Origin of the sequence: Pontibacter korlensis (genome assembly GCF_000973725.1) — a bacterium.
Lineage (GTDB): Bacteria > Bacteroidota > Bacteroidia > Cytophagales > Hymenobacteraceae > Pontibacter > Pontibacter korlensis.
In genome coordinates, this window is sequence record NZ_CP009621.1 from 303,812 (window position 1) to 317,220 (window position 13,409).

A 13,409-nucleotide genomic window follows, 5' to 3' on the forward strand; every position below is an offset into this window, starting at 1 on the left:
CACATATTATTTATAAATGTTTAATAAAAATATAAGTTTTTAAACATTTATTTTACCTCCATAACTTGGTTTGATCTTAAAAACAGATATGCTTTGGCAACCACACATCAGCGAGGGCAGTTGTCCTCAGGAAATGGAGCTTCCCATATAAGCTTACTAGCCAACAGGGGTGAAGAAAAACCTTCACACAGCCTGTTCTACAGGCCCTTGGTTGGGGTCAGCTCATACTTGCGCAGAATCTTCAGGAGCTGCGGCTTTAACTGCTGCAGCATCCGATCAAAGCCCAAGTCGTTTGGGTGACCACCATCAATTGTGCCTTCATGATCATCGCCGAGTTGCTTGTCGTAGGAGAGTAAGTATAAGTCCTTCACCCCACTGCGTAGCAGCTTAGAAACCTCCAGTTCTATCTGCTCGTTTTGCGCTTTCACCCAGTTTCCCACTTCCTCATCGAAAGCTCCGTGTTCCCGGACAGTCCTGGGTATAACGATGATGGGCGCCAGAGGGTGATGTTGCCTGATGGTGTTTACAAGGTAGGCTGTTCGCTCGCGGATTTCCTCAGGCGAAGAGTTCGGCACACAGTCCAGCACAAAGGCATCTGCTTTGACGGTAACTATCATATCAGCCACAGCCTTTTCCATTTTGGCGCTTCCACTTAACCCTAGGTTCAGAAAGTTAATACCGGTGTCACGGCTAAGGCGAGCAGGGTATGCCATACCTGGCCTGCTGGCTGAGGCTCCTTGCAGTATGCTGGAGCCATACATCAGGATTCGCTTTTCGAATGGGTCTTTCATAGCCTGTAGAGAGCTTCCCTCCTCTACTCCAATTTCCAGGCTGACAGTTTCATCATACAAAGGAAGGTACAACAAGCATTCTTTCTCGCCTTCCTCCATGTTCTGTACCAAGGTGTACGCTGTGCAGTCGCCCTTAGGCCTCCCAACACCGGCAAATTGCCAGCGGCCATCATTTTTGATATAGAGGTCCAGCCCCTCGTGGGCAATGGCAGTCATGTTGGGCAAAGTTTTGCGGCTGCTGGTGCACCATTTAGCTGCAATGACAGTACTGTTAGTTTTAAAGGCAATGGCTAAGCCTGCTGAGTTAGTTAAGCGTCTTTTTACCGCCGGAGGCATTAACGGGTGATCCGTAGTATCAACCCTATGGTAAACCTGTTGAGTAGGTAATATCTTTCCAACCAAAGTCAGATCAGAGGCCGGTGTATAAACAATTGACTGGCCATAGGAAAAGGTTATAGTAAGGGCACAAACTACAGCCAGTGCCCACTTCATGATATCATACTTCATACTGTAGGAGTATTATACTTTTCGATGATTAGGTGCTGGGCTATAAAAAGCAGCACATTGATATTTTAGATGGAAGAGTGAAAAATAAACTACTCTTTGCTCCTGCTAAAGCGTCATTTCTTCCTAACGCTCATGAAAGGTAATGACAGTCGCCACGCCACGTTCACCTGCATGGTCAAATTGTTTATTGTCGCACGGGTAGTTCACTACGCCCCGGTTTCTGACCCAAGCCGTAGATGATCCTCCGCCATCCAGGTTCATGGCCTCCACACAGCCCAGCGCATGCATCACTGTAGCCAGTTGCTCTGTTGTCATGCCGTGTGCTTCCGTAAACCTGCCATCTACTACCACGGCGATCAGGTGGTTATCTTTTGTGATACCCACTGCAGTCCGGGGATGCCGATTGGTATTGAAGACCTGCTGCTCCTGTTTCACAAGCTCATCACTAAAAACCAGCAGGGGTCCAGATGTCAGCAACGTATGGGCTTCGGTCAGAGAGCTCCATCCGGCTGAGGGTTTCTTCACAACAGAGATGCTCCCATCTGCACCTACGGCAAAGCCTGCGTTTTCCCGGTAGGGGGTAAAGCCGCTTCGGGTGGTATGGATGATTTGCCCCTCCTTCTTGAAAAAGACCGTGGAGCCACCTTTGGAGGTGTCAAAATATGACCCGTTAATGGCCGCAGTGGCACGAAGACGCGCAGCCCCCTCACTTGTCTTCAGAAAGCCAGAGGTGACATGTGGAATGTCTATCGCTACCCCTTCATCGTTCAGGTCAATATCCAGGACAGTGATGCTTTGGTTGGAGTTGAAAAGGTCATTGAAATGCTTATACTTCCATACAAGGGACTCTGAAACATTTCGTGTCTCCCAGTTCGCCGTGGCCAGCTGCTCGGCCACGGTTTGGGGCACCTGTACGACAGGAGGTGTCGTGTCTGGCCTTACCTGATCTTCCGAACACCCGGCCAGCAGCATGGTCGGGAGCAGCAATAGGGCTAAAAGCTTTTTCATGGTTGTATCTTCTGTTGAGGCGTAGAACTTACTTTTCCCCAAGTATGGCTTCCGGCCAGGCCACCTCTGTATTCTTTGGGTAACCCGGCTCCAACTTCATACTTTCCTCCGGGGAGATGACAACGAATTCCTTTCCCCTGAACAAGTATACTTTATTCTCCCGGCTGTTATAGTCAGCTGCATCCACGTCACCGCTGCCCCATGAAAATGGCCAGTCAGGCACTAACGTGCTGATCTTTTGGGGAGCTCCTGCAACCTTGTTCCTGCTGGCCGGTACTTGCAGGTATTCTTCTCCTTTAAACAGGTAAATCTCCTTGCTCCTCGGGTTAAAGAAGGCTGCATCCAGGTGGCCGTAGTGCCAAGGGGCGGGCAGGTTGTTCACCAGGTCTGTCAGGGGTTTGGGGTAGCCGGCATCAAGTGTTTTGGCCTCCGGGGAGAAGCGGGCATACGCTGTGCCTTTAAAAATATAGACCTTGTTATCGCTGTTGTTGTAGTAGGCTGCATCCAACTCGCCAGCCCAGGCGGCAGGAAGGGCGGGCAGGGCCAGGGCAGTTCTTTCAACACTTCCTTCACCTGGCTTTGCTGCACTTTCCACATACGCCAGACCGTTCATCAGGCGGTAAGTGGTTTGCCAGCGCTTCTTCTTGTTTTCAACCGTAAAGCTGGCACCTACCATAGGCCAAAGCGCCTTTGCAGAGAAAACCTCACTACTTACCTCTGGATCGAAGATGTTCGTGTAATTTACCTGATCAGTATTTTTAGGAAGTATACTGCCTTCTATGTGGTACACAGCCGTTACGCTGTCGTTGGCTGTGAAACGCGCTGCCACCGGAATAGCGTGCCAATGGTTAGAGACCACATAAAGCTTGTCACCGGGCCTGATAACTTTTGTGCCGTCTGCCTTTCTGAGCATTCTGCTGTAGGTGTAGTTTTGAACCGTACTTTTGGATTTCTCCTCTTTGAAGATGATCTCGGCCGGCACTCCCTTTGCTACCAGTATTTCCTTCATTTCGGAGGCTTCGCATAGTTTGGATTGATGCGCAGCACAGCCGCCGGATACCACAATGTAGTCGAACGATGTGGGCGAGGCATAGAGTCTGTAACCAACCTCCACCCTTTCCACCAATGTGTTTTTATCTGCAGAGCCTAGAATAAGTATGCCGTTCCGCTGGCCAGTCGGCTCCTGTTGCGCCATGGCCCCGAGGCTGCAAACCTGAAAGGTTAAAAGTATAAGTACCCTGGCCACTTGTAGCTTCGGAAAGATCTTGTTTTTCATCATCTGCTTTTGTTTTACACAAAAAGGTGCCGGGTTTCAGCAACCCTAGCACCCATACTTTATAGATGTACTTCAGGATGCTCCTGATAGCACACAAAGTATAAAGGAATATGGGAAGTTATACTAGTACTCCCCATATCCATTATAAAAAGCTTAGTTCCCGTCTGCCAGCGCGCCCATGGCGTGTAAGCCGGAGCGGCTGTTATGCTGCAGATCCTTTGTTATCAGGCTGCTTTCTACGGCAGGGCTAAGGCTGCTGCCCAGTTTCACCAGGTCGTCTGCGCTCATGCCGTGCTCCAAGGCAGGGTTATTCTCCCCAACAGGTACATAGGCCTCTGTAAACATGGTGCCCGCATCAAAGCTGGCTCCCTCAATGGCCTCACCATTCGCCTCATAGGCTACACTTCCCAGCACCGAGGACCCTACAACCGGGGCAGGTGCATCGGATTCATATACATCTACATCCGGCCCGTCGCCTTTCTGCTCATTACCTGAGACAATCGAGTTGTAAATGCTTACCTTGTTAACGCCTGCTCTTCTATAGATACCGCCGCCAGGTCCGTTAATCGAGTTGCCAGTAATGGTAGTGTTCACTATTACAGCCTCATTATTATTATACATCATAACACCACCGCCTCCGTTAGCAGAAGTACTGGTATTGCCATAGATAAGGCAGTTCACCAGAAGGCCTTTGGAGTTCTGGCGGATGTAATAAGCGGCTCCGTAGGAGCGTCCATTGTTATCAGCAATGATAGAGTTGTACATATTAACCGTGGCGTCCGGATAGCCATGAACACCTGCGGCTGTTCCGCCCGAGTTACCTTTCACCTCTGTATCATACATATGGGCAACAGACTCACTGATCCACACACCGCCGGCATTGCCAGCAGAACTGTTGTTGTTTATCTTGCTTCTGTGGATGGTGACAACTGATCCCCCGAAGGCGTACAAGCCGGCCACGTTCTTATCAGACATGTTGTCCACAATCTCGGTGTCCAGTATGTCTACCACGGCGTTGCCGATAGTGATACCTCCGCCATAGTCTCTTCTAAAGGAGGTGCCGTTGATCTTGGCAGAGGAAGTTGCCGGACCAGCCTTACCCTCTGTGATTTTCAGGCCTTCCAGCACCACCTTCTGCCCCTCTGTTTTAGGGGCAGACACCGTGACCACGTGGTAAGACACGCCGCCGCCGGAAAGTATGGTCCGGTACTGATGAGGGCTTGCCTCGCTGCCTTCCGTGGCATCGGCCGGGTAACCTCCTTTTAAACGAACATACTTGCTGATCTCAAAAGTCACGTCACCGGCATCCCCCGGATCGCCGCCCGTAACCGTTGCTGTCGGCGTATAAACCCCTTCAGCTATATGGATGGTGTTCCCGCTAACTGCTATGCCCAGTGCATTCTGCAGGTTAGTGGCATCGTCCCAGGAGTAACCTTCCCCGGTACCGTCTACCCTCACGTAGATGTCATCCCGGTTGCCGGCCTCCTGCGTTACCAGAATCTCCTGCTGCGTAACACCGTTTGCCGAGACTGTAATTTTTCCGGTTCTCTCGTCGTCGTCGTTTTCCTCTACCGTAAAAGAGAGGTTCACCTTGCCTTTCTCCCCGGAAGTCTGCTCCAAGCTGATCCAATCCACATCCGTTTCCACCTGCCATGCCTGGTTGGTTAGAAAAACGATAGTGTGCTTGCTGCTGGTATTTGCCACGGAGAAAGCCTGGTTCTCCAGAAACAGCCTGGGCTCAAAGTCCTCGTCGTCCTTCTTACAGCCTGCCAAGGTGACAAGTATAAAGGCAGCCAGGAAGAACCGTGTGATCAAACTGAATTGTAGTATTCTTTTCATGGGTTGATGCTGTTTTTATCAATAGCGTCAGTGAAACAGACCTGCCCCACTGACACCTTGCTTATTTGCTGTTGATATAATTGGTATAGAGGGATTGATAGCACGTTGCAAAGTCCTTCTCATCCTCGTAGGCGCTCTCGTACATGAACGGGCCGGTATACTCCACCGCCTCCAAGGCGGCCAGAATAGCGTTCCAGTCGTTCTTTCCTTCGCCTGAGCAAGGGAAGAAGTGGTTCTCCGCCGCCCCAGTACCATCGGCAATATGCACCGTCTTCAAACGGCTGCCCATGGCCTTTATCAGGTTCTCCGGGTTTTTGATGTGATTCATGTCAATGGCAGAGTAGATAGACTTTGGCAGCCTGTTAAAGATTTCCACCGTTTCCTCTACTGTTCGCATAAGCGGGCGCTCCCGGCCGTTGCTGGCCTGCAGCTCAGGTCCGAGCATATTCTCAAGCACCATCGTGGCATTTATACTTTGCACCGCCTTGTCTAGCTCCGTGGCCGACTTGATCAGCTGGCTTTTGCGCCTGTCCCGCTCGTTGAGGCCCAGGTAATAGCTCGGGTGGAAGAGTATAACCTCCGGCTCCAGAATCCTCAGGAAAGAGATCAGCTTCGTATGCTTTGCCACCACATCCTGCCTGTCTGCCTCATTAAGGATGGACAGGTCAATGTGCTGACCGTAGGGCATGTGCACCGACCATACTTTGATACCGGCCGCATCCGCTGCCTTCTTGGCATCCGTCAGCCTTTTGATGATTTCCTCATCGGACAGCTTGAAGTTCCGGTTCCCATCCAGAAAAAGGCTCATACCGGAAGCTTCCACAAAACTCACCCCCACAGATTTGGCATAAGCAAGCTTCTCCGGCGTAAACTTACTGATGGCCAATCCATAGCCAATTTGGAGGGGCGCTACCGGGGTTTCTTTGGCAGGCTCCTCCGGCGCAGGCTCATCTTTCCCAGTATCACAGGCACTGAAGTTGAGCAAACAGGCAAATAGTATCGCTAACATTGCTATTCTTGTCATGAGTGTGAAAAATTACTCCCAGTTTGGGTTTTGTACCAGATTCTCGTTCAGTCTCAGGTCTTCGATTGGAAGCGGGTAATAATAGTCCCGGTTTTCGTCGAAATAGCCGCCTAGTGAGAAAGGGTTCAGGTAGCCGGAGGTACCGTTGGTTAATGGCCTTTGTTGTATGTTGATAATAGTGGAAGCCTCTTTTGGCGCGCCGGCGGCGTTGCCATCGTGCAGGAACACATCAGTTTTGCCGTCGTTGTTGAAGTCGTGTGCGCCCAGGCCTGAGAAGTAAATGCCCACCATCGGCTGCTCTATTTTTTTGCCCTCTTTCCAGCGCATCAAATCATCCCAGCGGTGTCCTTCGTTAAAGAGCTCAATGCGGCGCTCCCGGCGAATCTCCAGGAGCACGCCTTTGTTAGCTCCTCCATCTATATTTGGATACATAGCCGCCAGGTACGGATCGGGGTTGGCATTGGCCTGCGCCAGGTTGAGGTGCGGCATACCTACTCTGTCTCTGAGCTTGTTGATGCTGATATCCAGGTCCTGCTGCGTGAGGGTGCCCAGCTCGGCTTTGGCCTCCGCATAAATCAATAAGGCCTCTGCGTAACGGAAGATGATAATGTCCATGTAAGAGGCACTCCACTGGTCTCGGGACGGAAGTGCTTTGATCACGCGGTAACCTGTGGTTGTACCGTTCAGGTTCACCGGCTCAGGGGTGCTCTCTCCGTATACCATAAAATTCGGTCCGGCTGTAGTCTGGGTCAGGCGAGGGTCGCGGTCTTGCATCTCCTCATAAAACTCCATGGTTTCATAGCCCGTCTTATCTGTAAACCGGCTACCGTCCTTCATCAGGTAGCTATTGATAACATCCTTTGTGATACCCCAGGCACCCATGGTAGGGGCCGTCATCAGGTAACCCAGGTTGTGCTGGCCTAAATCCCGCTCGTAGTCCCTGGCCAGGATGGTTTCCGTAGGGTCCTGCACGTTACGGGCAAACAGCTCACGGTATGCCTCATTAGGGCCGCCTGCGGTAAACAAGCGGTAAGCACCTGAGTTTATCAGTTCCCCGGACGCAGCGGCCGCTTCCTGCAGCAGCTGCTCATAATCTCCAAGACCATGATACTTTCTGAACGTGCCCTCGTACAGCGCGATTCTGGCTTTCAGAAGCAAAGCTGTATACTTGGTAATGCGGTTTAGCTCTACCTCCGCCGGAATGTTGGCTATGGCATAGTCAATATCGGCCATCACCGAATCGATCACCAGCTTGCGCGGATCTCGCGCCTTGTACAGATCAGGGTCCCCGGCCTCCAGCACTTTGCTGTACCACGGCACATCCCCAAAGCGCTGCACCTTCTCAAAGTAGAAGTAGGCCCGGAAGAAGCGGGCGATGCCGCCATACTTGCGCTTGGCTGCCTCATCAGGCACGCGGTGGTAGTTCTCCAGGAAAAAGTTAATATCTCTGAGCCTGCTCCAGGACCAGCCCCCGCTCCCACGGGTGGTAGGCACCATACGGTTGCCCCTCACTCTATCGGACGCGTTCAAGGGCACGATGTTATCTGAGGAGGCATCATCGCTGTAGACCCCGGTGGTGGGTAGCATACTGTAAAAGTCATTTGTGGCCACCTCCAGGTCCGTAGCTGTTTTGAAGAAGAACTCTGCGTCCACTTTGTCCTTTGGGGGCCTGTCCAGGAAATCTTTTTCGCAGCCGGTAAAGAGCATGGTAAGGAAGGCGAAAACGGAAGTAATGTATATTCTTTTCATCTTTTATTAAAAATCATGAGGGTGAACTATAGGGTCACGTTAATGCCCAGCGAATATGTTTTACCCATAGGATAAGACCTTAAGTCGGCTCTGCCCACGGCGCTGCCTGGACTAGAATAGTTGATGGCGGAGCCTGCCTGCTCCGGATCGATATATTTGCTCAGGCCGCCGAAACGCAGGGTAAACAGGTTCTCTCCGCTAAAGTATACACGCAGCTTACGCACGCTGATCTTGGAGGTCAGGTCCTCTGGCAAGGTATAGCCAAAGGTCAGGTTCTTCACGCGCATATAGCCGACATCCTCCAGGTAGTAGTCGTTCATCTCATAGAGCGAGCGACCGCTGTTCAGCGAAGCGTAGCCCCGCTCGATCTGCGGATACTTACCAGGATTTTCCGGTGTCCAGGCGTTCTCTACCAGGTCTTTTCTCAGGAAGGATAAATAGGGTCTTTGATAGGTACCCCAGTAAATGTCACCGGTCGGGTACCAGTTCTGCTTGGCCACACCGGCACCGGCAACAGAAAGGTCAAAGCCTTTCCAGCTGGCGCTCACGTTAAATCCAAACGGGAACTTTGGCATGGCATTACCAATCGGCTGCAAGTCGCCATGGTCTTCCAACGTATAGTTGCCCCGGTCTATGCGACCGTCACCGTCCACGTCTACATACTTGATGTCCCCGGCGCGCAGCTTGTTCCAGTCGTTGTTCTGCACTACGTTCAGGATGTAGTTGTACACGTTTCCAAGGCTATTGCCAGGGTTCACAAAGGAGTTCTGGTAGGCCAGTGCCTCCTCATCCGTCTGGAACTGCCCGTCCACATGGTAACCCCATATTTGTCCCAGCTCCTGCCCTTCCCAGTAAGTACTCATCAGCCCGTTCGGGTTATCAAACTTGGTTATCACGCCCTTGAAATTGGACACGCTGGCTGTGGCGCGAACTGTGAGCGGAGAGCCTCCTACTTCAAAGCTGTTATTGTAGCCCAGGCTCAGGTCAAACCCTCTGTTTCTCAAAGAAGCCAGGTTCTCTCTTGGCTCAGCGGCCCCGAACACCCCTGGCAGTGGTGTACCCGGCAGATACATGTCTTCCGTCTCCTTCTGGTACACATCGATGGAGGCCATTAATTTGTTCTGGAAAAAGCCCAAGTCAGCCCCGAAGTTGATCGTGCTGGTTGTTTCCCAGCTCACCACTTTTGGCAGCGGACCAGGAGCGCCGGCATATACCAGCCTTTTACCTTCGTTTAGCCAGTCGGAGTTGCCAATGCTCATGGTTTGCTGGAAGGTGTTGGTGCTGATGTTCTGGTTGCCTAACGAGCCATAGGAAGCTCTTAGTTTAAAGAAGCTGATGGCATTCTCCAGTGGCTGCCAGAACTTTTCCCTGTTCACCTGCCAGCCTGCAGACACAGAAGGGAACCAACCCCATCTGCTCTCGCTCGGAAAACGCGACGAGCCATCATAGCGGGCATTTACCTCCAACAGGTACTTGCCGTCGAAGTCATAATTAAAACGCCCGAAATACCCCTGCACTGACCACAGTTCGGCCGATCCGTCAGCCGCCATCAATTCGGTGCCAAGGGCCAGGTTAGCCAGGTCTCTCATCAACAGCCCCCCTTGTTGGGCAAACACACGGTCACGCTCAAACTCCTCCTGGTTAAAGCCCGCCATCAGCTTAAAGTGATGGTTGCGCCCTACCTCTTGCGAGTAAGTACCATAGGCGTTCAGGGCATTGTAGTTATCCTTCCAGCGATATTCGTTCAGACGGTTAACACCTACCGTGCGCCTGTCCAGGCGCGCACTGGTCAGGTACTCAAACTCGTTGAGACGGGTAGAACTGGCCTGGTTAGTAAACCTGTTGCTGTAGTTGAAGTTGAACTCCAGATTTTTTAGAGGAGTAACCTTGGCCCTGAAGGTGTTTGTAAGCTCCTCGATATTGGTGCGCTCCCAGTTCTGCGCGTACCCCATTGCTGCCGGACCGCCCTGGCCATACACGTCCACAGGCATGCCATCTACCATGTTGGGTTGGAAGGGGTACAGGTAGTACCAGGTGGTGGTGCTCCACATGCCGCCGTAGCCATTTCGATAGCCGCCAAATTCCACGTCCTTCTCCTGGTTAAAAAGGATGTTGTTCGACAACTCCAGCCACTTTTTCGGCTTAAAGCTTACGTTGGCCTTCAGGTTATAGCGGTCCATGCCCCCTTCGGCAATGTTGTTGATGTCTTCCCGCTCAAAAATCCTTCCGGACAGGTAACCCTTGAGCTTTTCCGTCCCCCCGGATACAGAGACGTTGTGCATGTTAGAATACTGGTATTTCTTAAAGAGGTGATCGTACCAGTTGGTTTTGTAGAAAAACTTGTAGGTTCCGTTTGGCTGCAGTTCGTGGAAAGGTGCAATCTCTCCCTTCGATACCATCCTGATCGTTTCCCAGTCCAGATCATTGTAGCCGGTGTAGGTCGTTCCGTTATACCCGAAAATAGCGGCATCCACTGTCTTTCCATACAGGTAAGGATCTGAAATAAAATCGGTTCGGGTAGTAGGCGTGGTCCAACCAAAGTTGTTGGAGTAGTTTACCACCATGTCCCCTACCTCGCCTGTTTTGGTGGTGATCAGAATAACGCCAAAAGCACCCCTGGCACCATAAATCGCTGCAGAGGCGGCGTCTTTGAGCACCGTCACACTCTCTACATCCTGCGGGTTCACCCGTGTGATGTCTCCCTCAATGCCATCAATGAGCACCAGCGGTCCACCACCGTTGATGGAGTTAAAGCCCCTAATATTGATATCGGGAGTGGCTGTCGGGTCACCGGAATTTACCTGTATGTTCAGGCCCGGCAACAGGCCCTGCAGAGAGCTGGTAATATCATTGGCTGGGCGCAGGGCAATATCTTCGGCGTTCACCTGGTCCACGGCTCCGGTCAGGTTAGCTTTCTTCTGGGTACCGTAGCCCACAATCACCACTTCTTCCAGCGCTTTGGTATCCTCTGAGAGCGTAACATGGATGGCTGCACGGTTGTTAATCTCTACCTCCTGGGACTGAAAGCCGATGTAGGAAAAGACAAGGGTGCCATTTCCATCCGGAACAGCGATCGTATAATTCCCTTCCCCGTCGGTGGGAACTCCTTTGTTAGTTCCCTTCACGACCACCGTTACGCCGGGCAGACCAACTCCATTTTTGTCGGTAACCTTTCCTGTAACTGTAACAACTGTCTGCTTCTTTCTAACCGGCTCAGCAGGCTTTACTACAATGGTTTTCTCCACTAAACTGTACGTCAGCGGTTGTCCCTGGAAACATTCGGTTAGTACCCGTTCTAATGGTGCATCCTTTAGTTTAAGTGTTACTGGCATTGCCTGCTGTAACAGCTCATCGTTATAAAGAAAAAGGTAACCGCTTTGTCTACTGATAGTCTTGAAAATCTCTTTCAGTGAGGCACCTTCCTTTGTGATAGTGATACCTTGGGAAAAACCATAAGCATGGATATGCATGCACGTCACGAGCAAAAAGAGAGTTACCAGCTTTAATGCCTGGAACTGTTTAGGAAGCCATTCGCGAGGTCCCCGACTGCTCTTGAATAGTAGATTTTGTTTCATAAAAAGGGTGTTTGGATAAATGGTAAAGTCAAATAGAAATGATTGTACTTGCGTTTAGGGCCAACACTACCTGGGAAGCATGCAACCGCCCCTATCATGTGTGTACTTTATTTGGTGGAAACAATAATTTTTCGCCCCTCTGCCTTAAACTCTACAGAACCTGTCAGTGCCAGCATTTTCAGCACTTTGTCAAGCTCCGTATCGCGGGAGATAATACCTGAAAAGTGCTTTGAGGAGGGCATCCCGCCATAAACTGCCTCTATCCCATACCACCTTTCCAGCTGCCTCATCACAGTAGCTATATCCGCTTGGTTGAAATAAAAGAGCCCGTTTTTCCAGGCTACCGCCTCTTCTACATCTACCTCTCTTAACTGGATAACCTTGCCTATACTAGCCTGCTGTCCGGGCCTCATCATCTTACTGACACTGCCGCTTTGAACTTTCACCGATCCCTCTAACAATGTGGTAGTGATAGGGCCTTCACTGGCGTAAGCCATCACGTTAAAATGTGTACCCAACACCTCTACTGTCGCTGTGCCTACATCTACCTTGAATGTTTTCTGCTTATGCTTTGAGACCTCGAAATACCCTTCCCCTGTTAATTCAACAACCCGATGGTTTCCTACAAATGCCGACGGGAAATGGAGTGAGGAAGCAGAATTCAGCCAAACCTTAGTCCCATCTGGTAGCACCACTTGATACTGTCCACCTACAGGTGTTGAGATTGTGTTAAAAAAGACCTCATTGCTATTATTGTCAGCAAGCTCAAAAATCACCTGTCCGTCCTGTTTAGATACCTTTACCCCATTTTTCTCCCGGACTACACCGTTGTTCATCTCATCCAACATAAAGACAGAGCCATCACTAAGTGTGAGCTTTGCTCTATCCTCCCCTGGTAGTATTGCTTCAGTTTTATGCTCTGAAACTGCGACAGCAGCACTGTCAAGGCTGCCAGTTTTCTTGATCTGAAACTGGTAAACAGCCAGTACTGTAGCTAGAAGCAGAGCAATAGCCGCAGCGTACTTCCATGCTGTACTGTACCAACTGCTGCCTGTTTGGCTATGCGGCTCTACAGTCTGCAAGGCTATTCGCTGCCAAGCTTTATCTAAGTCCAGAGTTGAGAAGTAGCTGAGCTCTTCCTCCAGGGTTTGCTGATTTCTGAGCCTATCAAGGAAGCGTCTGTTTTCCTCATTTTCCTCAAGCCATTGTTGTAGCTCCTTCTCTTCCTCAGCGTTTAACTCCCCCTGCAGATGTCTTAGAATAAGGCCTGCTCTTTTGAATTGTGGTTGATGGTTCTCCATAGTGGCTGTGTCTGATGTGTAGACACCCATGAAGACAAAAAGGGTGAAAGGTTTTATGGAACATTGTTATGAAGCAGGCTGACACTCCGCGCTAAACAATCCACACTAACTTCTAAATCAACGCGTTAACACCTTTCCAGCAAACCTTTTTCATATTTGCTTAACTCAATCATAACAGTATCATAATCTCCATGTGGGAAGTAGCGGCGATTTTAGAAATAACTTTGAAGGGTTGAATAAGAGCAAATCCCTACGCCAAGTATGGAAGGGCAGGTTCTGTCAGATGTAATTCACCGTATGAGGCAAGGCTTTCATCCTGTACCAGGTAAAGGGGGGAAG

Annotated in this window: 8 protein-coding genes; all 8 read right to left on the bottom strand. The window is 50.6% G+C overall.

Features of this window, described 5'->3' with window-relative positions; all coding sequences use genetic code 11:
- Positions 1–197 precede the first annotated feature (197 nt).
- Complete coding sequence (locus tag PKOR_RS01290; protein WP_148561600.1) at positions 198–1,298, bottom strand: SGNH/GDSL hydrolase family protein; 1,101 nt, start codon at positions 1,296–1,298, stop codon at positions 198–200.
- Positions 1,299–1,421: 123 nt separating this feature from the next.
- On the bottom strand, positions 1,422–2,306 hold the full coding sequence (locus PKOR_RS23270; RefSeq protein ID WP_148561601.1) for a phosphodiester glycosidase family protein: 885 nt from the start codon (positions 2,304–2,306) through the stop codon (positions 1,422–1,424).
- Between the two features lie 28 nt (positions 2,307–2,334).
- A complete protein-coding gene (locus tag PKOR_RS01300; RefSeq protein ID WP_046308730.1) occupies positions 2,335–3,585 on the bottom strand; it encodes a hemopexin repeat-containing protein in 1,251 nt (416 codons plus the stop codon).
- Between the two features lie 150 nt (positions 3,586–3,735).
- Complete coding sequence (locus tag PKOR_RS01305; protein ID WP_046308731.1) at positions 3,736–5,421, bottom strand: BACON domain-containing protein; 1,686 nt, start codon at positions 5,419–5,421, stop codon at positions 3,736–3,738.
- Positions 5,422–5,482: 61 nt separating this feature from the next.
- Positions 5,483–6,430, bottom strand: a complete 948-nt coding sequence (locus tag PKOR_RS01310) for a sugar phosphate isomerase/epimerase family protein (protein WP_052738660.1) — start codon at positions 6,428–6,430, stop codon at positions 5,483–5,485.
- Positions 6,431–6,457: 27 nt separating this feature from the next.
- Positions 6,458–8,194 carry a RagB/SusD family nutrient uptake outer membrane protein gene (locus PKOR_RS01315; RefSeq protein WP_046308732.1) on the bottom strand — a complete coding sequence of 579 codons (1,737 nt, stop codon included), beginning with the start codon at positions 8,192–8,194 and terminating at the stop codon, positions 6,458–6,460.
- A gap of 26 nt (positions 8,195–8,220) precedes the next feature.
- Positions 8,221–11,769 carry a TonB-dependent receptor gene (locus tag PKOR_RS01320; protein ID WP_200897409.1) on the bottom strand — a complete coding sequence of 1,183 codons (3,549 nt, stop codon included), beginning with the start codon at positions 11,767–11,769 and terminating at the stop codon, positions 8,221–8,223.
- A gap of 107 nt (positions 11,770–11,876) precedes the next feature.
- Complete coding sequence (locus PKOR_RS01325) at positions 11,877–13,070, bottom strand: FecR domain-containing protein (protein WP_046313904.1); 1,194 nt, start codon at positions 13,068–13,070, stop codon at positions 11,877–11,879.
- Positions 13,071–13,409: the final 339 nt, after the last annotated feature.